This is a genomic window from Brenneria rubrifaciens (genome assembly GCF_005484945.1).
Taxonomy (GTDB): domain Bacteria; phylum Pseudomonadota; class Gammaproteobacteria; order Enterobacterales; family Enterobacteriaceae; genus Brenneria; species Brenneria rubrifaciens.
Genome location: NZ_CP034035.1, coordinates 677,149 through 698,893 on the forward strand (window position 1 = coordinate 677,149; position 21,745 = coordinate 698,893).

20 protein-coding genes and 1 riboswitch are annotated in these 21,745 nt (G+C 51.5%); of the genes, 6 read left to right on the forward strand and 14 right to left on the reverse strand.

All coding sequences use genetic code 11. From position 1 onward, the window contains the following. Position 1: 1 nt before the first annotated feature. Complete coding sequence (locus EH207_RS03200; protein WP_137712704.1) at positions 2-1,198, reverse strand: efflux RND transporter periplasmic adaptor subunit; 1,197 nt, start codon at positions 1,196-1,198, stop codon at positions 2-4. Positions 1,199-1,385: 187 nt separating this feature from the next. Here EH207_RS03200 and EH207_RS03205 point away from each other — a divergent pair, with 187 nt between their 5' ends. Beyond that, the gene (locus tag EH207_RS03205; protein WP_137712705.1) at positions 1,386-2,066 is read left to right on the forward strand and encodes a response regulator transcription factor; all 681 of its coding nucleotides are present in this window, start codon (positions 1,386-1,388) and stop codon (positions 2,064-2,066) included. Next, positions 2,066-3,430 carry an ATP-binding protein gene (locus EH207_RS03210; protein ID WP_137712706.1) on the forward strand — a complete coding sequence of 455 codons (1,365 nt, stop codon included), beginning with the start codon at positions 2,066-2,068 and terminating at the stop codon, positions 3,428-3,430. The genes EH207_RS03205 and EH207_RS03210 overlap by 1 nt, the downstream gene beginning before the upstream one ends. Before the next feature lie 99 nt (positions 3,431-3,529). Here EH207_RS03210 and crr read toward each other — a convergent pair whose 3' ends face one another. The 5 genes from crr to cysZ all read right to left on the reverse strand — a co-directional run bounded on the left by crr (position 3,530) and on the right by cysZ (position 8,567). Continuing rightward, positions 3,530-4,039 (reverse strand): PTS glucose transporter subunit IIA, encoded by a 510-nt coding sequence (crr, locus tag EH207_RS03215; protein WP_137712707.1) that lies wholly within the window; start codon positions 4,037-4,039, stop codon positions 3,530-3,532. Positions 4,040-4,199: 160 nt separating this feature from the next. Further along, complete coding sequence (ptsI, locus tag EH207_RS03220) at positions 4,200-5,927, reverse strand: phosphoenolpyruvate-protein phosphotransferase PtsI (RefSeq protein WP_137712708.1); 1,728 nt, start codon at positions 5,925-5,927, stop codon at positions 4,200-4,202. A gap of 46 nt (positions 5,928-5,973) precedes the next feature. Continuing rightward, on the reverse strand, positions 5,974-6,231 hold the full coding sequence (gene ptsH / locus EH207_RS03225; protein ID WP_137712709.1) for a phosphocarrier protein Hpr: 258 nt from the start codon (positions 6,229-6,231) through the stop codon (positions 5,974-5,976). Positions 6,232-6,672: 441 nt separating this feature from the next. Continuing rightward, the gene (gene cysK / locus EH207_RS03230) at positions 6,673-7,641 is read right to left on the reverse strand and encodes a cysteine synthase A (RefSeq protein WP_137712710.1); all 969 of its coding nucleotides are present in this window, start codon (positions 7,639-7,641) and stop codon (positions 6,673-6,675) included. A gap of 158 nt (positions 7,642-7,799) precedes the next feature. Beyond that, on the reverse strand, positions 7,800-8,567 hold the full coding sequence (cysZ, locus tag EH207_RS03235) for a sulfate transporter CysZ (protein ID WP_137712711.1): 768 nt from the start codon (positions 8,565-8,567) through the stop codon (positions 7,800-7,802). 224 nt (positions 8,568-8,791) lie between these two features. Here cysZ and zipA point away from each other — a divergent pair, with 224 nt between their 5' ends. Then, complete coding sequence (gene zipA / locus EH207_RS03240) at positions 8,792-9,736, forward strand: cell division protein ZipA (protein WP_175413719.1); 945 nt, start codon at positions 8,792-8,794, stop codon at positions 9,734-9,736. Positions 9,737-9,864: 128 nt separating this feature from the next. Here the strand turns inward: zipA and ubiK are convergent, their stop codons facing one another. Continuing rightward, positions 9,865-10,146, reverse strand: coding sequence for a ubiquinone biosynthesis accessory factor UbiK (gene ubiK / locus EH207_RS03245; RefSeq protein ID WP_137712712.1), 282 nt, complete (start codon positions 10,144-10,146; stop codon positions 9,865-9,867). A gap of 170 nt (positions 10,147-10,316) precedes the next feature. Next, positions 10,317-10,508: riboswitch (FMN riboswitch) on the forward strand. A 126-nt stretch (positions 10,509-10,634) separates the two neighbouring features. On the opposite strand from ubiK, the gene ribB reads away from it, so the two are divergent. After that, the gene (ribB, locus tag EH207_RS03250; RefSeq protein ID WP_137712713.1) at positions 10,635-11,288 is read left to right on the forward strand and encodes a 3,4-dihydroxy-2-butanone-4-phosphate synthase; all 654 of its coding nucleotides are present in this window, start codon (positions 10,635-10,637) and stop codon (positions 11,286-11,288) included. 192 nt (positions 11,289-11,480) lie between these two features. On the opposite strand, the gene fumA is transcribed toward ribB, so the two are convergent. Then, positions 11,481-13,124 carry a class I fumarate hydratase FumA gene (gene fumA / locus EH207_RS03255; protein ID WP_137712714.1) on the reverse strand — a complete coding sequence of 548 codons (1,644 nt, stop codon included), beginning with the start codon at positions 13,122-13,124 and terminating at the stop codon, positions 11,481-11,483. A 272-nt stretch (positions 13,125-13,396) separates the two neighbouring features. Beyond that, positions 13,397-14,065: a DNA-3-methyladenine glycosylase family protein gene (locus EH207_RS03260; protein WP_137712715.1), complete on the reverse strand. Its 669-nt coding sequence runs from the start codon at positions 14,063-14,065 to the stop codon at positions 13,397-13,399. A 194-nt stretch (positions 14,066-14,259) separates the two neighbouring features. Here EH207_RS03260 and ada point away from each other — a divergent pair, with 194 nt between their 5' ends. After that, complete coding sequence (gene ada / locus EH207_RS03265) at positions 14,260-15,393, forward strand: bifunctional DNA-binding transcriptional regulator/O6-methylguanine-DNA methyltransferase Ada (protein ID WP_137712716.1); 1,134 nt, start codon at positions 14,260-14,262, stop codon at positions 15,391-15,393. After that, positions 15,383-16,039, forward strand: coding sequence for a DNA oxidative demethylase AlkB (gene alkB, locus EH207_RS03270; protein WP_137712717.1), 657 nt, complete (start codon positions 15,383-15,385; stop codon positions 16,037-16,039). Before ada ends, alkB begins: the two co-directional genes overlap by 11 nt. Positions 16,040-16,048: 9 nt before the next feature. Here the strand turns inward: alkB and EH207_RS03275 are convergent, their stop codons facing one another. The 5 genes from EH207_RS03275 to EH207_RS03295 form a co-directional block, all read right to left on the reverse strand. Then, positions 16,049-17,425 (reverse strand): MFS transporter, encoded by a 1,377-nt coding sequence (locus EH207_RS03275; RefSeq protein WP_137712718.1) that lies wholly within the window; start codon positions 17,423-17,425, stop codon positions 16,049-16,051. Positions 17,426-17,428: 3 nt separating this feature from the next. Next, positions 17,429-18,391: a cytochrome c nitrite reductase subunit NrfD gene (gene nrfD / locus EH207_RS03280; protein WP_137712719.1), complete on the reverse strand. Its 963-nt coding sequence runs from the start codon at positions 18,389-18,391 to the stop codon at positions 17,429-17,431. Beyond that, a complete protein-coding gene (locus EH207_RS03285) occupies positions 18,384-19,082 on the reverse strand; it encodes a 4Fe-4S dicluster domain-containing protein (RefSeq protein ID WP_137712720.1) in 699 nt (232 codons plus the stop codon). The genes nrfD and EH207_RS03285 overlap by 8 nt, the downstream gene beginning before the upstream one ends. A gap of 512 nt (positions 19,083-19,594) precedes the next feature. Continuing rightward, positions 19,595-20,884 carry a cytosine permease gene (locus tag EH207_RS03290; protein WP_137712721.1) on the reverse strand — a complete coding sequence of 430 codons (1,290 nt, stop codon included), beginning with the start codon at positions 20,882-20,884 and terminating at the stop codon, positions 19,595-19,597. A 12-nt stretch (positions 20,885-20,896) separates the two neighbouring features. Further along, a complete protein-coding gene (locus EH207_RS03295; RefSeq protein WP_137715249.1) occupies positions 20,897-21,583 on the reverse strand; it encodes a helix-turn-helix transcriptional regulator in 687 nt (228 codons plus the stop codon). Between the last annotated feature and the right edge of the window lie 162 nt (positions 21,584-21,745).

Genomic DNA, 21,745 nt, shown 5'->3' on the forward strand with positions numbered 1-21,745 from the left:
GTTACATCCCCATTGGCGAGTCGTGGCGGCTTGAGGCCGCGTCGCCGAATTGCTGGCCGATAATCACTTGTTCGCCAGCGCTGACGCCCGAGAGGATCTGGGTTCGGACACTGTCGTTCAGCCCAACAGTAACGGCCCGTGCTTCAACCCTTTTATTGGCGTCAACCACCTGAACAACCCATTTGCCGTCGCGCGTGCTCAGCGCGGTAGCCGGCACGACAACGGCATTTTTAACGGACGACAGCAGAATGTAGACCTGGGCCGTCATTGAAATGCGCAGTACGCCGTCAATGTTTGGCACATCAAACAGGCCATTGTAGTAGATCGCGTTGCTGGATGAGGTGCTGCTGCTCGAACTGGATGATGACGTACTGGTGTCATCATCATCGATTGAGTCTGGCGCCGGTTCAATTGAGCTAAGTTTTGCCTCATAGCGTTTATTGGATTCTCCCAGAATACTGAACCAGACCGGCATACCGGTTTTGACTTTGACGATATCAGCTTCTGAAATTTGGGCTTTGATCGTCATGGTGTCCAAATTGGCGACTTTGGCGATGGTTGGCGTACTTTGCGTCGCGTTAACGGTTTGCCCTGCCTCCACCGGAATGGAAACGATCGTCCCGTCCATCGGGGCGAGGATCTTGGTATAGCCCAGATTGACCCGGGCGGTGTTGACGGCAATTTGAGCCTGTACGATTTGTGCGTCCAGCGCGTCGATGTTGGCTTTGGTGGCGTCCAGCGTCGCTTTGGCGCTATCGTAATCGGCCTGTGCGCCAACGCCCCGTTGCATCAGCATTTGCTGGCGCTGCCAGCTTACGGTGTAATTGCGTAATTCGGCTTGTTTGGCTGTCCGCTGCGCCTGGACGTTTTTCAATGCGGCTTCGCTGTTTTTCAACGTATCCTGTTGAGTGAGGTCATCGATCTCCGCGATCAACTGACCTTTTTTGACTTTATCCCCTAATGTGACGTGCAGCGCTTTGATTTGCCCCGAAGCCTGTGCACCAACGCTAACCAGCTTTTGCGCTTCAATCGTACCGTCCGCCAACACGGTTTGTTCGAGATCGGCGACTTCCGCCGTTGTGGTGATATAGTTTAATCCGGGAGCGGGCCGCGATATAAACCAATATATGAGCACGGCGATAGCAACAACGCCAACCATAATAATAACGTTACGGGTTGTTAGAAATTGTGATTGCATCAGGGGGTCATCGTCCTTAAAAAATGCATCAGAGTCAGCGTGAATATCAAAAAGGCTAATCTACTCTGAGTACATACAATTATCGGTAATCTTTACTGAAAGAAATGGTAAGGATTCGGTAAATCCGGCTGCGAAGATTTTTTGCAGCACTGAGAATACACGATAGATCCGAGAATGGGGACAGGATATGAAAATCTTACTGGTCGATGATGACGTTGAGCTGGGAAATATGCTGGGCGAATACCTGAGCGCCGAAGGGTTTGCGACATCGAGGGCACTGACCGGCAAAGAAGGGATTGATGGCGCGATGTCAGGAGAATACACGGCGATTATTCTCGATATTATGCTGCCGGACATGAGCGGTATTGATGTGCTGCGGCAGATAAGAAAAAACCAGCAACTGCCGGTCATTATGCTGACGGCGAAAGGGGACAATATCGATCGTGTGATCGGACTGGAAATGGGGGCGGATGACTATATGCCAAAACCCTGTTATCCGCGGGAATTGGTGGCCCGGCTGCGGGCGGTGCTGCGCCGTTATGACGATCAGCCGAGCAAAAAGGTGGATGAAAGCCTGGCGGTGTCGGGCGATCTGCTGCTCAATCCGGCAACCCGCACCAGCGAGTGGCGTGGCAAGACTTTTGATCTGACGGCCTCCGAATTCAATTTGCTGGAATTGCTGCTGCGCTCACCGGATCGCGTGGTATCGAAGGACGAACTGTCAGAAAAATGCCTGGGCCGTCGGCGCGAAGCTTACGACCGCAGTGTGGATGTGCATATCAGTAATATCCGCCAGAAACTCAGTGCGCTGGAAGGCAACTTTATGACGATTGAAACCGTTCGCAGCGTGGGATACCGAATCCGTTGATGATGATGCGCGGGCGGCTTTTCTGGAAAATACTGCTGGGATTCTGGCTGACGTTTATTGTTATTTCACAACTGCTGTGGCTGACGTTTTCTTTCTATGGAATGCATCAGAAGCCAGTGGAAGAAGTGGCGGTGATGCGGATTGCGAGCATGCAGATAGCAATGGTGTCGACGGCATTGCAACATGGCGGTTTGCCTGAGGCTAGTGAAGTGATGTTGCTGCTGCCAGAGCGTGAACGGCAATATATCTCGGTCACGATGTCGCCACTACCGGAGTCAGAGCAGGCGCGCACCGAACCTGGCATGCCGCCTTCCGGTTTCGTTGGGCCGAATGGCCGTCCCGGGGAGCGCGCCAGGGATAGGGTTGAGCGGCTGCGTGGGCCGGATGGCGAGTGGTATCAGATTCGATACGATGTGGAGCGGCTGCGCAGCCAATTTCGGCCGCCGCGTCCGATGGAGTTTCTAAATGTTCCGGCCCCTTTACTATGGATCGCGGGGGTTGGCGGGCTGCTATTCAGTTGGTTACTGGCCTGGAATCTGGCGCGGCCGTTGAGTCAACTGCGCGCCGGTTTCGAACAGGTGGCGCAGGGCGATCTAACCGTGCGGTTATTTCCGGCGATGCGCAGGCGGCACGACGAAATCAGTGCGGTGGCGCGTGATTTCGACTCGATGGTGGAACGGTTGGATGTATTGGTGAGCGCTCGCGAACAACTGCTGCACGATGTATCCCATGAGCTGCGTTCACCGCTGGCTCGGCTGCAATTGGCGATTGGGCTGGCGCGTCAGCATGCGGATAACATTGAAAACTCGCTGCTGCGGATAGCGCGGGAAGCGGAACGTATGGATAAGATGATCGGTGAGTTGCTGACGTTGTCACGCACGCAAAACATCGGCGTCGAAGAGGAATATTTCGACCTGTTGGGGCTGGTGACCGCGGTGGTGAATGATGCCCGCTACGAGGCGCAGGTGCCTGGCGTGGAGATTCTGTTACAGGCTGATGAGAACGATGATTACACGGTCAAGGGCAATGCGGAGCTGATGCGCCGAGCCGTCGACAACATTGTGCGTAACGCGCTGCGTTTTTCTGAGCCTGCCCAGCAAGTACGCGTGACGTTGACCAGTGACGACAATGAATGGACGATCCGGGTGTCCGATCAGGGGCCGGGGGTCGAGAAAGGCAAATTATCCAGTATTTTTGATCCCTTTATTCGTATCGAATCACCGCTGTCCGGGAAAGGATATGGTCTGGGATTGGCGATTGCCCGCAAGGTGATATTGGCGCATGGCGGTAATATCGAAGCCGAAAACGGAGAGCAGGGCGGTTTGACTATTCGTCTGGGCGTGCCGCGTTTCCGGCCACGCTAATCTGTTATTTGATTTAGGTTAGAATCGCATTACTCAAAACGGCACCCGAGGGCGCCGTTTAAGACTAGCGATCGTCAAACATCAATAACAGTGTGTGATTTATTTCTTGATACGGATAACCGGGGTTTCGCCTACGACAACGGTGCCGCTCAGCTTAGTCAATTCTTTGATTTCATCCATATTAGAGATCACGACAGGCGTCAACGTAGACTTGGCTTTTTCTTCCAGCACTGCCAGATCGAACTCAATAACCAGATCGCCTTTCTTAACCCGCTGGCCTTCCTCGGCAATGCGTTTGAAACCTTCGCCTTTCAGTTCAACGGTATCAATACCAAAATGAACAAATAATTCAATGCCGTTGTCTGATTCGATGGAAAAAGCATGGTTGGTTTCAAAAATCTTGCCGATGGTGCCATCGACTGGCGCAACAATCTTGTTACCGGTTGGCTTAATCGCGATACCGTCACCCACGATTTTTTCAGCAAATACAACATCAGGAACATCTTCAATATTGACGATTTCACCGGACAATGGAGCAATGATTTCGATGCTGCCTGTGTCTTTTTTGTCATCAGAAACCAGAGATTTCAATTTATCGAACAAACCCATGATTTTCTCCTAAGCATTAATATTGGGCCAGCATCCACCCGTTATTTTCAAGTCGCCGCGACGTTGGCTTCCCTTACTTTCCCGGAAGGGATATCAAACTTCCGGGGATTTGTTCGCTTGCCACCTGGCTGCATCCTGAAACTTATCGGGTAGCGCTGAATCAGCAGAGCGTTTTTTCTTCAATAAATCGGCTCACCAGGTTACTCAATTCCTCGGCGGTCGGTTGGGCCAGAGCCTGTTCCGCCAGCGCCTTTGCATCTTCGTAATTTGCATTACGGATAATTTTCTTGATGCTCGGGATAGAGATTGCACTCATGCTGAATTCGTCCAGACCCATTCCCAATAAAAGTAGTGTAGCACGTTCGTCTCCAGCGAGCTCACCACACATTCCTGTCCATTTACCTTCGACATGGGATGCGTCTATGACCTGTTTGATCAGGGTCAGGACTGCCGGGGACATCGGGTTATAGAGATGAGAAATCAGCTCATTACCGCGATCAACGGCCAGAGTATACTGGGTTAAGTCATTTGTCCCAATACTAAAGAAGTCGACTTCTTTCGCCAGGTGATGGGCAATGGCCGCCGCCGCGGGCGTTTCAACCATTACACCGACTTCGATAGACTCATCGAAGGTTTTGTCTTCTTCTCTGAGTTGCGCCTTCAGCATTTCCAGCTCGGCTTTCAGCTCACGAAATTCTTCTACGGAAATGATCATCGGGAACATGATTCTCAGCTTGCCAAAGCTGGACGCGCGCAGGATGGCGCGCAACTGCGCATGTAAAATATCTTTGCGATCCATACAGATACGGATTGCACGCCAGCCAAGGAACGGGTTCTCCTCTTTCGGCAGATTCAGGTAAGGCAGGTCTTTGTCGCCGCCGATATCCATGGTACGGACGATGACGGCCTGAGCGCCAACGGCTTCTGCCACGGCTTTGTAAGCCTGGAACTGCTCTTCTTCGGTAGGCAGGGCGTCGCGATCCATAAACAGGAATTCGGTTCGGTACAGGCCCACACCTTCAGCGCCATTACGTTCCGCGCCGGCAACATCACGTACTGTACCGATGTTGGCGCACACCTCGACCTGATGGCCGTCCAGTGTGACCGCGGGTAAATCTTTCAGTTTGGCGAGTTCATGTTTTTCAGAATTGTATTGCTTCTGAACGGCCTTGAGTTCGTCAATGATTTCAGGAGGCGGGTTCTGATAAATTTTGTTGTTAACCGCGTCCAGAATCAGATAATCACCGCTCTTGATCTGTTTGGTGCAGTCGGTTGTGCCGACGATTGCGGGCAATTCCAGCGAACGGGCCATGATGGAGGTATGGGAAGTCCGACCACCAAGATCGGTGATAAAGCCCAGAACCTTGTCCAGATTCAACTGCGCGGTTTCAGACGGCGTCAGGTCGGTCGCGACCAGGATGACTTCGTCCTGAATATCGCCCAAATCGACAATCGCCATATCCAGAATGTTTTTCAGCAGACGTTTACCGATATCGCGCATGTCTGCCGCACGTTCTTTCAGATATTCATCATCAAGTTCTTCTAGTGCTTTAGCCTGATTTTCGATGACTGAAAATGCGGCAGCATCAGCGGAAGCGTGTTCATCTTTAATCAGAGCTATGATTTCCTGCTCGAATTCTTCATCTTCAAGCAACATGATGTGGCCTTCGAAGATGGCTTCTTTTTCTGCGCCCAGCGTTTCTCCAGCCTTGGTCTTGATGGCTTCCAACTGTTTGGAGGCCTTGGCCCGGCCAGTCAGAAAACGTTCAATTTCCTGTTCTACCTGATCTGCAGAAATTTTTTTCCGGTTGATGACTATTTCATCTTCTTTCAGTAACAGAGCCTTACCAAAAGCAATACCCGGTGATACTAATATGCCTGAAATCATAACCCTACCTTACTCGATTCTGATGCTCACTCAAAAGGCTTGTCTGTTACTCAAGCTCTGCCATCAGCTTAACCAGATGTTCCACGGCTTTTTGTTCGTCTTCGCCGTCTGCGGCGATACTGACGACGGTTCCCTGAGTCAATCCGAGGGTTTGCAATTTGAAGAGGCTCTTGGCGCTGGCGCTTTTCCCGTTGGACGTAACAGTGATTTCTGAAGTAAAGCCTTTGGCTTCTTTGACAAACTGGGCGGCGGGACGAGTGTGCAGGCCATTCGGAGCGGTAATAGTCACTTCTTGCTGGAACATTCTGTTTTCCCCAACTTATGGATTAAATTAATGTTGTGGAGCTAAAGTTTAGTTTATTCACTGAACTTCAACCTGTTCGGTTAGCACCTGGCGTTCATATTACAGGGCCGGGCCGGGATGCGGCAAAGAAACGGTGAACCGTGTTTCCCGAATAAAATACCATCAATTATCACGATGTTCTCGCATCATTGTTCCAATCCGGTACGAAAAACGATGATTGATCCACCTTGTGCCAGTTTCAACTAAACGAGCAAGAGGGACCGTGATATTTGGTGAATATTAATTTCACGCATCAAAATAATTGTTCGGTTAAATACTAAACCTACTCCGGAAATGCAATGTTTATGTGGTGGAAAGTTTGACGTAAGCCACAAAAAAAGCACCTTAACAGGCGCTTTTTCGACAAGGCGGCGACTTTTTAATCCGATAATGACAGTGCGGTTATTGCTGCAATTCCTGTTCAGTAAAGAGATCGGCGAAGAGCGCGGTACTCAGGTAGCGTTCGCCAGACGACGGCAGAACCACCACGATGGTTTTATCTTCGAATTCTCTTTCCTTAAGAAGATTAAGCGCGGCCGCTACCGCGGCGCCAGAAGAAATGCCCGCCAGAATGCCTTCCTCTTCCATCAGAAGACGCGCCGTGCTAATGGCATCTTCGTTGGTAATCCTTTCAACGCGGTCGATCAGTTTGAGATCCAGGTTATCTGGAATGAACCCGGCCCCGATCCCCTGAATTTTGTGCGGGCCTGGTTTCAGTTCTTCACCCGCCAGTGCCTGAGTGATGACCGGAGAGTCGGCCGGTTCCACCGCTACGCTGGTGATCGCTTTGCCTTGGGTGTTTTTGATGTAACGGCTGACGCCAGTCAGCGTACCGCCTGTCCCTACGCCGGCAATGAATACGTCAACGGCGCCGTCGGTATCTTCCCAGATTTCCGGGCCGGTGGTTTTTTCGTGAATTTCCGGGTTGGCCGGATTGCTGAACTGCTGGAGCAGCAGGAAACGTTCGGGATCGCCGGCGACAATTTCTTCTGCTTTGGCAATCGCCCCTTTCATGCCTTTGGCACCTTCGGTCAGGACCAGTTTCGCGCCCAGCGCCTTCAGCAGCTTACGGCGTTCGATACTCATAGTTTCCGGCATGGTCAGCGTGAGTTTATAGCCGCGGGCGGCGGCGACATACGCCAGTGCGATACCCGTGTTGCCGCTGGTAGGCTCAACCAGTTCAACGCCTGGTTTTAGCAGGCCGCGTTTTTCCGCATCCCAAATCAAATTGGAACCGATACGGCATTTAACACTAAAACTGGGGTTGCGAGACTCAATTTTAACCAGAATGCGTCCGCTGCCGATGCGATTCAAGCGAACCAGCGGCGTATGGCCGATTGTAAAAGAATTGTCTTCGTAGATCTTGCTCATAGCCTGTCCTTATAACTGTATGAAATTTTTGCGAACATAGAGAGAATACTCGTTCACATCCGGCAGTGAAGTAAAGAATTGCTATATCGTTATGTTCTTAAGAAATATCTTTTCATTACAATAGACAGAATGCATTCCCGTGAACCCGCGCTCACTATTTATTTGGGTAGGGTCGCGGACAGGTTCCTATAACGCTCTACCCACAGAGCTGTGGCGCCGCATACGGCGATCGGCATAATCACCAGATTGAGGAAAGGAATCAGGGTAAACAGGCTGATTAAAGCCCCAAACTGCATATTGGTGGCTTTATGCTGCCGCAATGCCTGGCGCATGGTGGGGAAACTGACCTTATGGTTATCAAAAGGGTAATCGCAATATTGGATGGCCAGCATCCAGGCGCTGAACAGGAACCAAAGCACCGGTGCGATCGTTTGTCCGATGCCGGGAATAAAATACAGCAAGATCAGCACGCAGGCGCGAGGTAAATAATAGGCCAGTTTCTGGACTTCGCGTTTCATGATGCGCGGTACATCTTTAGCGATGCCGAAAATACCGCTGTCCGGCAACGTTTGTCCGGTCAAACGGGCTTCCAGTTGCTCCGCCAACAGGCCGTTAAACGGCGCGGCGATAAAGTTGGCGATAGTGCTGAACAGATAGCCGAAAACCAGCAGGATCGACACCACGGCAAGCGGCCAAATGAGATAGCTGAGCCATTGAAGCCAATTCGGGACGTGAGACATCAACTGTGGTATCCAGTTATTGAGACGGGTGAACAACCACCAGAATGCGCCGCCCATCAGCGTAATATTGACCAGCAACGGCAGGATGATGAAACGCCGGATACCCGGTAGCGAAATCAGACGCCATCCCTCAACAAAATAGTGTATTCCGCTATGCGATTTATTCCTGGGCTTTGAGTAAGGCATATCGTGATTGTTCCTGATTGTTTGGTGGTGTGTTGCATCATATCGGGATGATTTTAGACTGACCAGTCTGCATTTGAATGAAAAAACAGCAAAAAAATGCGTTGTATCTATCTTTATTGTCATAAAATACCGTGCAGACTTGCACTTGTGTACGCAGGCAAATAGAGTTAGTGATATATAAGTATTTGCCGTGGTGGCAATGTATTGAAACCATTGGGATAGCAATGATGCAGGACTTGCGTCTGATATTAATCGTCGTTGGCGCGATCGCTATAATTGCGCTGTTGCTGCACGGCTTGTGGACCGGCCGCAAAGAGCGTTCGTCCCTTTTTCGTGATCGCCCGGTTAAGCGTTTGAAAAGAGAGCGTGATGAAACCCCGCTTGAAGAGTTGGACGAAGGCGTTGGTGAGGTGCGTGTCAGAAGCGCGCGTCCGCAAGATGAGCCTTCGCTTGGGCCTTATGACGTGAAAGAAAACGCGAGTTCTGAATCTCAGCCTTCGTTTAAGGAGCGGCCTGTTAAGCCACCGTCTTCATACGATCCGTTGCTGGGTGAAATGACGCCGGACAATGTGCCGTCTGCTCCTGTGAGTACGGAGTCCGCTTCTCGTCCCGCGCCGTTGAAAACGGAACCGGTGCACGAGCCCTCTGCCTTTTCAAAGGCCCCCCCCGCTGAAGAAGCGCGTCCGCATGAAGAAGCGAAGCCAGCTCAGGAGCCTGTTGAAACTGATTCCGTTGAACATGCGCCGCCGAAAGAAGCGGTTCTGGTTCTGCACGTTGCCGCGCATCATGGTGGCGTGATAGGCGGTGAGTTATTGCTGCAAAGCGTATTGCAGTCAGGCTTCCAGTTTGGCGAAATGAATATCTTCCATCGCCATGTGAATCCTGCCGGTACCGGGCCGGTGTTGTTCAGTCTGGCGAATATGGTGAAACCGGGCTCGTTTGACCCGGATGAGATGTCTGAGTTTTCTACGCCGGGCGTGTCCATTTTCATGATGGTGCCGTCCTATGGCGATGCCAACCAGAATTTCAAGTTGATGCTGCAATCCGCACAGCGTATCGCGGATGATGTCGGCGGCGTGGTGTTGGATGATGAACGCCGGATGATGACGCCGCAGAAAGTGGAATCGTACAAGGCCCGCATTCGGGATGTGCTGAAAGCCAATGCCTGATGATCATAATGTGATCGCTAACGAAAGCCTCCAACCGTGGAGGCTTTTTTTATCGGATTCTATTAATTACCGTATATACCTGCGCCGCGCTAACCAACGGCCTGCTGGAGATGCCGCAGACAAGGCGGTTATTCGCTGTCCGGCGCGGCGGCCGGTTGTTCTGTCGCGGGCAGTCTGGCTTCCAGTTCGCTCAGACGTTGCTCCAACTGCGCGATTTTCTCACGGGTGCGCAGCAGCACCTGGGTTTGGATGTCGAATTCTTCGCGGTTAACCAAATCAAGCCGGGTGAACTGGGTTTGTAGTACCTGACGGATTTTTTTCTCCACATCATCGCCCAATTCCCGGATACCTTTGGGCATGGACTCATGCACTTGTCGGGCAATCTGCTCAATCTTCTTCGGGTCAATCATGGCGCTTTCCTGATACGTTATGTCGAATGATCATATTGGTAAGTGTAATGCTAGTTGAGTATTGGATAAACTAAAACATCTTCCCGCACCGTTGAGATCCCTTGTTCCCCTGTCACATTTCCTGTGGCTAATCAATTGCCCTGCTACTTTATTAGCGTTATAGTTATTCCGCTTATTCTCAGGGCGGGGTGTAATTCCCCACCGGCGGTAAACCAGTCGTATATAACGTATATGAACGGGTAAGCCCGCGAGCGCTCATTGTTTGATTTACCGGCGAAACCATCGGGTTTTTCAACATGAGGTCAGCAGATCCGGTGTAATTCCGGGGCCGACGGTGATAGTCCGGATGGGAGAGAGTAACGATACCTGTCGGGCGTTTGCCCGCTCGCGTTATTTTTGTTAACTATTGCCATGAACCAGTGGTAATGGTTACTCCTCAAAGTTCGCCCTGATTCTGGTAATCCATAAAAATATTGAGGTTTTTTACCATGAATCAGACATTACTTTCTGAATTTGGCAGCCCCATCGAGCGTGTGGAACGTGCACTCGACGCGTTGCGTCAAGGCCGCGGTGTTTTGGTACTGGACGATGAAGATCGTGAGAACGAAGGTGACCTTGTTTTTGCGGCTGAAAACATGACCGTAGAACAAATGGCGCTGACAATTCGCCACGGTAGCGGCATTGTTTGTCTGTGCCTGACCGAAGAACGTCGCCAACAACTGGAATTGCCGATGATGGTGGCGAATAACTCCAGCCCTTACCAGACGGCTTTTACCATCTCGATTGAAGCAGCAAAAGGGGTCACCACCGGAGTTTGCGCCGCAGACCGTATCACCACCATCCGCGCGGCCATTGCGGACGATGCGAAACCAAGCGATCTGAATCATCCGGGGCATGTTTTCCCGCTGCGTGCGCAGCCGGGCGGCGTGTTGACGCGTGGCGGGCACACTGAAGCCTCGGTCGATTTGGCGACATTGGCGGGGCTGAAGCCAGCCGGGGTGCTGTGCGAATTGACCAACGACGATGGATCTATGGCCCGTGCGCCGGAAGTGATCGCGTTTGCCAGACAACACGATATGCCGGTGTTAACCATCGAAGATCTGGTGGTTTACCGTCAAGTGGCGGAGCGTAAAGCAAGCTGATTGACCTTGCCTGAACGCCTGTAAAATAGGGTCGAGATTCTCGACCCTTTGTCATTCCCAGTGCGCCTTTTCCCAGGCCAGCCGTTTTAAAGGTCAAAGAGAGGGGATGGTTAGTCATCGATCGACATGGCGGCGGCTAATAATGCTAACCGATGAGTGCAATCCCCCGCCTCGGCGCGGCGGGGTAGGTTGTTATGCACATTGCGTACATTTGGCGTTCTGGATGATCTGGAAAAAATCGTTCCCTTTATCATCCACCAGAATAAAGGCCGGGAAGTCTTCCACTTCGATTTTCCAGATGGCTTCCATACCCAGTTCCGGGTATTCAATGCAGGTCAGGCTCTTGATGCTGTTCTGAGCCAGAATAGCGGCCGGGCCGCCAATGCTGCCGAGATAGAAACCGCCGTGTTTTTTACACGCGTCGGTCACCTGCTGGCTGCGATTACCTTTTGCCAGCATGATCATGCTGCCGCCGTTGGCTTGCAGCAAATCAACATAAGAGTCCATTCGACCGGCGGTTGTCGGGCCTAACGAGCCGGATGCATAGCCTGCCGGGGTTTTGGCCGGGCCAGCATAGTAGATCGGGTGATCTTTGATGTACTGCGGCAAACCTTCGCCGTTATCCAAACGCTCTTTCAGCTTGGCATGCGCAATGTCACGACCCACGATAATGGTGCCGGTCAGGGAAAGACGAGTCGACACCGGATATTGAGACAGCGTTTTCAAAATATCCGCCATCGGACGATTCAAGTCGATTTTGACCGCGTCGCCTTCGCCCGCTTCACGCAAATGTTCAGGGATGTATTTGCCAGGATTCTGTTCCAGTTGCTCCAGCCAGATCCCTTTACGGTTGATTTTACCCTTGATGTTACGGTCGGCCGAGCAGGATACGCCCATTCCTACCGGGCAGGAGGCGCCATGACGCGGCAGGCGGATAATTCGCACGTCGTGAGCAAAGTATTTGCCGCCAAACTGCGCACCCAGCCCCAGATCGCGAGCCGCCTCCATTAATTCCTGCTCCAACGCGACGTCGCGGAACGCCTGACCGTGCTCATTCCCTTCGGTAGGCAGGGCATCATAGTATTTGGTGGAGGCCAGTTTGACGGTTTTGAGCGTGGTTTCAGCGGAGGTGCCGCCAATGACAAACGCAATATGATACGGCGGGCAGGCCGCGGTACCCAGCGAGCGCATTTTCTCAATCAGGAAGCTTTTCAATTTTTCTGGCGTCAATAACGCTTTGGTTTCCTGATACAGATAGGTTTTGTTCGCGGAACCGCCGCCTTTGCAGACAAACAGGAATTTATAGTCGTCGCCGTCGGTGCTGTAGAGGTCGATCTGCGCCGGCAGGTTGGTGCCGGTGTTCACCTCTTTGTACATATCCAGCGCCACATTTTGTGAATAGCGCAGGTTATCTTCAATAAAGGTGTTGTACACGCCGCGGGATAGGGCTTCGGCGTCATTGCCGCCGGTCCAGACTTTCTGGCCTTTCTTGCCGACGATAATCGCCGTGCCGGTATCCTGACAGGTTGGCAGAATGCCTTTGGCGGAAATTTCAGAGTTGCGCAGGAATTGCAGGGCGACGTATTTGTCATTTTCGCTGGCTTCCGGGTCGTGGAGGATGTCGGCGACTTGCTGTTGATGGGAGGGTCTGAGCATGAAGGAGGCATCATGGAAAGCTTGTTGAGCAAGGAGGGTAAGGGCTTCCGGCTCAATTTTGAGAACATCCTCCCCTTCAAATTGTGTGACAGAAACCAAGTCACTGCTCAGCAAACGATACACGGCGTCATCTTGGCCCAGCGGAAAAGGCTCTTGGTAATAAAAGGGTTTATTCGACATTTTTTCACTCGCTTACGTATTATTAGTAGGTTTGCATCTTGTGTAGATCAATTCTCTATTAAATGACTTTTGTATCGGGCCGAACATCTATCCTGCGAGGGCTCTCGGGCGTGGTTCTTTATTATTGCGGCGCAAAAACAAAAGCAATAGTCCTTATAGATAGTATGGTTTTGTAATCGGCAGTGCTACTTCGGTACATCACATAATTGACAATAAATAACGCGATTATCTTCCTCTCAGGGTCTTGATGGAGAAAAGTAAAACGATTGTAATCAAGCAGGCCGGATTGTCAGCTTGAACGCCTGAAAGTCCGGCAGTTCAAGCGCCCGCCATAAATACCACGATGCAACCGTGCGATAAGGGCGACAAGGTTCACTCAGTTCGCGCAGGAGAGAACGAGTCGGCATCGTCGGTAGATTGTAGATGTAGCGCAGTCCCTGTCTGATACCCAGATCGTCGAGCGGCATGATGTCAGTGCGCTCAAGCGAATAAATCAGAAACATTTCCACCGTCCAGCGGCCAATGCCTTTTAACGAACAGAGTCGCTCGATGAGGGTTTCATCGTCCATTGCCGCTGCTTGTTGCAGGCTGGGAACCCACCCGCTAAGTGCGCCCTGGGCAATAGCAAGCAGGGTTTCTGCTTTGCGGGCGGAAAAGCCGCATTGCCGCAGCGTATCCGTTGAACAGAGGGCCATTTGCGCCGCGCTGGGAAAGGTATCGGCATGTGCGCGCAGGAGTTTTGCGACCATAGCGTCACCGGCTTTGGAGGTGAGTTGTTGATAAGCTACGGCGCGAATTAATGCTTCGTAAGGTTCTCTGTGCGGAGCGGTTTGCAGACGGCAGTCGCCAACTTGCGCGATCAGGCCGGCCCAGCGATCGTTAATTGCGCTGAGGTGCGATCTGGCCTGATGGTAAAAATCTTGTTGACGAACGGATGTCATAAATGCGTTTACCTGCCCGGTAGTAAAATAACATTTTGGGAGTCCGAGCATAGGCGATCGTATGACGATCTGCCATACCTTATGCGGCGTCATCCCTGCTCATCGAATTAAAAAGCAAGCATTGGGCGTGTTCGCGATAACGCTTTATCTTAAGGTGAGAGTCTTTCTGCTAATTGTTATGCGTGAGGTGAAATATGGAACCTGCCGATCAACCCTGTCAGTATGAGGCTCCTCGCTGGCTGGCGCTGCGCACCCGGAACAAAGAGGCGGATGGCTGCTTTGTTTATGCGGTCAAAACGACCGGGGTGTACTGCTCTCCCTCTTGCGCCTCGCGCCAGCCGAGGCGCGAAAACGTGGTGTTCTTTGACACGCCCGACGAGGCGGAGGCCGCCGGGTTTCGTCCCTGCAAGCGGTGCCGTCAGAGACGGATTTCGCGGGAGGCTCAGCAGACGGAGCAGATTGCCCACGCCTGCCGTATCATCGAACAGTCAGAGAATGCGCCTGCGCTGGGGGTATTGGCAAAGATGGTGGGGGTCAGTACTTTTCATTTTCACCGTCTGTTTAAATCGATAACGGGCGTAACGCCGAAACAGTATGCCACCGCTTACCGCCGCCAGCAGGCGCGTCGGCCACTGACGGAAAATGGTTCGGTTATGGAGGCGGTATTGGCCGCCGGTTTTGGCGCCAACGGGCGTTTTTATTCGCAAGCCAATGCGCGGCTGGGCATGACGCCGACGGCGTTTCAGAACCAAGGAAAAGGCATGACGATCCACTTTGCCGTGGGTATCTGTTCCCTGGGTGACATTCTGGTGGCTGAAAGTGAGCGGGGGATCTGCGCTATTCTGTTAGGGGACGAACCGCAGCAATTGGTGAATGAATTGCAGGATATGTTCGCCCAGGCGCGGCTGGTGGGCGGCGACGCGTCCTTTGAGCAACGCGTGGCCCAGGTCGTTGGTTTTGTTGATGCGCCGGATATCGGGCTGACATTACCGCTGGATATCCGTGGCACGGCCTTTCAGCAACGGGTATGGCAGGCGCTACGGGATATTCCTGTAGGCGAGACGACCAGCTATCAGGCTATTGCGGCTCAAATTGGCGCGCCCGCCGCTGTCCGGGCGGTCGCGGGCGCTTGCGCGGCAAACCGTCTGGCGGTGGCAGTTCCCTGTCACCGGGTGGTGCGCCGGGATGGGACATTATCGGGCTATCGTTGGGGCGTTGAGCGCAAGCAAGCCTTGTTGACCAGAGAAACATTACTCAAGGCCGCCGCGACGCCGGATAGAAAGCGTTTGAGGACGGAGGACGAGGGATCTGAACGTCATGAATCTTGATTTATTCGCACACGAAACACCGCAGCAACTGACGGAAACGCTGGCGCCGGGGGCGGTTATCCTGCGTGGATTTGCCTATCCACAGGCAGAGGCGTTGATGTCGGCAATCATAGAGATCGTGGAACGCGCGCCGTTTCGCCATATGACGACGCCGGGCGGGTATGTGATGTCGGTGGCGATGAGCAACTGCGGGCCGCTGGGCTGGATCACCGATGAGTCCGGCTACCGCTATTCACCGCGTGATCCGCTTAGCGGGAAGCCGTGGCCCGCGATGCCGGCCGTTTTTTCTGACCTGGCGAAACGTGCGGCCAGCGCCGCCGGTTTCGCGAATTTTGCGCCTGACGCCTGCCTGATCAATCGTTACGATGTTGGCGCGCGGATGTCGCTGCATCAGGATAAGAACGAGTGCGATTTCAGGCAACCCATCGTCTCTCTCTCACTGGGGCTGGGGGCCACATTTTTATTCGGCGGGATGAAGCGCGGTGATCAAGTCCAACGCTGTTCACTGTTGCACAGCGATGTGGTTGTGTGGGGCGGTGAGTCACGGCGGCGTTTCCATGGGGTATTACCGCTGAAAAGCGGAACCGTGCCAGATTTTGTACCCGGAGAACACCGTTTTAATTTGACGTTCCGTAAAGCGGGATGATCGTCGCTCTTATCTCCCATGAATAAAATGATGACCATCGTCGTCATTCAGGGCGTTAAATAGCAGGCAGCAGATTGGCAGGCTGAAACCCAGCAATAAGAACAACAGGCTGAAGCAATTTAATTTGAAAGTGACTTCAAATTGAGAAAGAAATCGTAATGCCGGAAACGTTAGCGCCATACTGACCATAACGGCAATGAGTTGCGTGATGGTCAACATATTATTGCCGCTGTTATAGGTGGCATTATTCAGATTACTGAAGGCCAGCGTACTTTCCGCCGAATGCAATGTTGAAATCAATATTCCCAAAATGGCCGCAATCAGCCCGATTTGCATCATTGATTTTTCCTGCACGGCGACACTCAGGGCAAGGATGCATAGTGAGGTAAACCCGGTCGTCAGCATCAGCAGACGCCGATAGCCCGTACGCTTGACCATCGGTTCAAATAGCGCTTTTGACAGCAACGCCCCCGCGGAGAACAACAGCAGAATCATACTGGTTTCAACCGGCTGACAGGCCAGCGTCGTTTGCAACATTAATGAGAGCAGCACCGGTATAGACGATAATAGAATCCGGGTTAACATGCCGCCAAACATGCCGATGGAGAATGTTTTTATTTCAAACAGCGAGGCGGGAAATATCGACTCTTTTTTCGTGATGTCCTGTTTAAAATAAAGAAAGGCTAAACCGACGGCGGATAAACAGAGTAACAGGGCGACGGGTGCTGGAATCATGTTTTTCGGCATGGCGGTCAGGATGAAGGCAGCCAGAAATAACATGAGCACCAGCAGGATCAAGCCGTAAGGATCGGTACGGCGTTCAATCGCCGTTTTTTCGTCGGGAATATATTTTCCCGCTAAAAAAAGACACATCAGCGACAGTGGAATATTGGCTATAAAAATAACCCGCCATGAAAAAAGATTAACCAGAAGACTGCCTAATACCGGCCCAACCACCGTTCCCAGTAAACCCAGCAGGGTGATCCGATTGAGAAAGATCAATTTCATGGTCTGCGGCGTCGTTCTCAATATCACGGTTCTGATGATGGGCAGCATCAGTGCTCCGCCGATCCCCTGAATAAAACGGGCGGCGCTTAAGCTGATAACGGTATTCGCCGTAATGCATAACAGTGAACCCAGCATAAAGACGGCTATCGCCAGTGAATAGGTCTTCCTTTCTCCCAAACGCTCCGCCAGCCAGCCATTAACCGGCGTAAACGCCACCACGGTAATGACATAGGCAATCACGATGGTTTCCATACGCAGCACCGGTTGATGCAGTGAATCCGCGATAGCCGGAATAGCGATATACAGCATGGTGGTATCCAGAGATTGCATAAAAAAGGTGACGGAGGCGATCCAGAATAAGGTCCATGACGTATTCACCGGCTAGGCCACCGTCATTTGTCCGGCATACAGCACGAACAGGCGTAACAGAAATACGCCCGCCAGACTCAACGCCGCCATCACAGTGAGATTGGCCTTGCCGGGACACTCATTTTTATTGCGCATAACACGGGCAATCAGCGGGACCACAATGCCCGCGCCGATGATACCGATCCAAAAGACGCCCCCCCAGAACCCGCTGAGCGCCGCATGCGCGGCAACGGTTTTCTGTCCGCCCCCCAGTAACAAACCGGTAAATAAGGCAAACAGCAGAAACAGTTCCGCATAGATAACCGGGTTTTCTATTCGATGAATGAAGCGCAGGGTCGCCGTGTCGGCAGAAGACTGGCTGCTCAGGGCGGCGGTAAGCATCATCACGGCAATGCCCGACGTTGTCCCGGAGACCAAAAACAGTACCGGGAGAACCGGGTTGTTCAGCAGCGGGAAGGATTTCAGCGCCGAGAGCAGAAAACCGGTATAGCAACCCAGCAGGATCGCAAGCACCAGCAGCACGTTTTCAATCAAACCGGATTTTCCGGCAATGACGGCCGTTATTTTTCGCGCCAGTGACGTCAACGCCGTGCGGTGCAGTTTGGTTTCGATCAGATGGAGTAAACCTGTCCGGTAAAGATTGACGATCCATAGCAGGATGACCACAAAATAAACCTGAAAGAGCATCACCCCAAGGGACATGATGGACATCGGGTTGTAAAACACCATCAGATACCAGAACGTCATCGGCCGTGTCAGGTGAAAAATCAGAATGACCAGACCGATAATGACCGCCAGCGGCGCAATGATGGCGGTGGATTTAATCATGATGTTGCCGCCGTTGTACTCGGCGGGGACGTAATGCTTTATCAGCATCGACAGCGATACCATGCCTGCTGAAATGCCCACCAGTAAGAGATAAACGGCGATGGGCCAATCCCAGACGAGGGTGTCGAATTCAAAGGCGCTATGCATTATCGATTTCTCCCCGTCTACCCGGAATACGATAAAGTTGCGGTTCGGTGCCGAGGTAGACTTTTGACCGGTAGGTTGAATTGCTTTTGATCATTTTTGAAATATCGCTGTCGGGATCGTTCAGATCGCCAAACACCAGCGCTTTGGTCGGGCATATTTCCACACAGGCAGGCTGTTTTCCGGCGGCCAGATTGGTTTCCCGGCAAAAGTTGCATTTGTCCGCCGTCTTGCTGACCGGGTTGATAAAGCGAACATGATAAGGGCAGGCGGCAATACAGTAACGGCAGCCGACACAACATTTGTCGTTGACATCGACGATGCCGGTTAATGCGTCCTTGAACGATGCTCCGGTCGGACAGACCGTGACACACGGCGGATTTTCGCAGTGCTGACAGGATTTACGAAAATACTGCTTGAATGCGCGTGATTTTCCCGTCGCGGGGATCTCGACGGTTTTCAGTATTTCCAGACGGGTAACGCCATCGGGCACGCTATTGGCTGTTTTACAGGCACCGATGCAGGCATTACAGCCGATGCAGCGTTGTTCGTTGTGTAATAGTCCATATTTAACCGCGCTTGACCCGGCGGTTTTCGCGGGTTCTTCCTGTGCCCGCGTCAGGCTGGCGTTCCCGGTGACGACAATCGCACTTCCCATGTAAGCAATAAAACGACGGCGAGAAAATCCATCCATAACATCACCTTCACATTGAAAGGGTAGCCGTACTGAAACGGCACCTGGCATAAGAAATCATTTATTCCCGTCAGCTTTCAAATCGCAGGTGTCTTGTACCTTGAAATTTGAACGGGAATATTGACTGAAAATATTGCATTTCAGACAACATATTGACTTAAAGGCAGTATTCTTATTGAAGTTTTATTTGACCATAGGGACTGGAATGCCGTTGTGCTCTTAGTCACATTTATTTCTTTGACTCTCTCTGTAAAACACCTGTCGATTTAATATACCTGCCCGTTGTCTGTCTGAGGGGCGAGGAATTTTTCATTTTTATTGCGCATCAATTATTTTATGCATAACCGATATTTTATTTTGCATAATAGCATTGGTAATGAGCTTTATATTTATTTGGTCTTATTATGTATTTTTGTATTAATTAATTTATATCGCATGTCCACCGGAGACCATCCGCTGGGCATGTGATGAATTGTGGTTTATATAAAAATACCCTGCAAAAACAACCAAATTCAGGCGAACTGGCGTACAGGTTTATAGACGACGTTAACCAGCCAATAGATCAGGCTGGCAGCGAGCAACGAATTGATGGACGGTACGCCCCAGTCGATCGTAAAACCGACGAGAGCGCCGGCAATGCTTACTGTTATCGCGGCCCAGCCGATAAATGGCGTATCTTCCACTTCCGGCAGCTTACCTTCGCGTCGGCTATCATCGAGCAGTTTTCTGTGGGTGCGCAAAATATAGTAATCGACCAACATAATGCCGATGATGGGGGGAAACAGCACGCCAAGCAGGGTCAGAAAATCGATAAATCTGTCCAGAATGCCAATCACGGAAAGAAAGGTGCCAATAAAGCCATTCACCAGCGTGATTGACCGATAACGGAGCTTTCTGCCGGACACCCCTTCGATGGCGTTGGCGATACCCAGCGACGAAGAGTATAGGTTGATGTCATTGATCCTCAATGTGGAGAAAATCACCGCGATGAGGCCGATACCGCCTGACATCTGAGACATGATGGTCACCACGTCAGCCGTATTCAGCGCCCGCGCAATCAATATGGCCAGAACGTTTACGATAAACTCACCGGCGAGGATCGACATGATGATAATCCAGAAAACATGATGGCCTTTTCTGGAGTAGCGGGTCATATCTGGCGTGATCAGGCTTGCCACAATGCAACCGCCCACGACCATGGTGACCCCGGCGCTGATTGAGAGTGCTTTTTCTGTCGGCGATGAACGGAGGAGTTCGGCGATATTATGCCCGGTCAGGGTCATGAACGAGAGAAAGCCGACGATCAGGATAAACATTGGCACCGCTATTTTTGCGGTAAATTTCAGGGCGTTGAAGCCGAAGGCGACAAGGATTGTCAGCACGGTGCCTGAGAGGGCGGCTGACCAGCCAAAACCCAGCTTTTCGCCCAGTGCGAAGTTAAGCGCTTTGGCGAAAACCGCGTTTTGTACCCCGAACCAGCCTAGCAGACTGACGGCGATCACAACACCGAGCAACACCGAGCCTAAGCGTCCAAATCCGCACCACCTTGCCAGCAGGCTACCCGACAGTCCCTCTTTCATCCCAGCATATCCCAGACCCAATGTCACCACGCCAAACATCGCGCTGCCGATGAATATGGATAAAAACGCATCGGTTAATGTCATCGCGTTGCCCAGAACGGCGCCCAGCATGAATTGATCCAGCGCGGTCAGCATGCCGATTTGGACTAACGCCACATTGAAAAAGGGCTGGCGCATATTCATAGGAACGCGGTTCACCGGATAGTCCTCTACTCTTTCCATTGAGATCATCTCCTATATAAACTGGATGCCTTTTCCGATAAGCGATTCGGGGATATAACCGTCTATTTCCCGCTGCCGACAGAATTCTTCAAACTGAGACAGGGAATGGACTTCGGCTTTTTGAAACATGTTGTAAACTCTGTTCTCAATTGTTTTAGGTGATAAGTTCATTTTTCTTGCGATCTCTTTATTAGAAAAACGCTGTAATATGAGAAAGACAATATCGAGTTCCGACTGAGTGAAAATATCCGTGGTTATTTGCGTCTGTAATACAGTTGGCTTTTTTTGATCGATATACAACAGTGGGGAAAGGGTATCCAGCAGTCTGGCATTCCACATCGTCCCGATACAGGTTTTGTTTTCGTCAAAGATCGGCGTCTTTTCGCTGACAAAGGGCGTCAGCGTTTTCTTGCCATACCAGTAATGCGTTTCAATGACAATAACGCGTTTTTCGCTGTTTTCCGTCAGTCTGTCATGCTCTTTCAGATCGTCGGAAAGCTCGTTCCAACTGGCTGGAAACTCAGCATCAAACCGACCTTCAATATCGAATCGCGCGGGCGTGTTGGTATAAAGGTACGCCGTTTTGTTCATATAAATATGTCGTGACGCTAAATCTTTAATGCCCCATGGTTCATTTAAGTATTCCATCATAGTGATCAGGCTACGGATATAATTAGCCGCGTTTCTTGATGATGGCATTCCTCCTCCTTGATGGTTAACAAAAAAAGTGTGGTTCATTCGTGCCAGCCATATTTTAGCGTCTCTTTTTAATATGTGGTGTCTGTCGGCAATTTTTCGGAAAAGATATCAATTTAAGTGCTCTGATTAGATTACGTGGCAATATTTAGGCTTATTTAATGA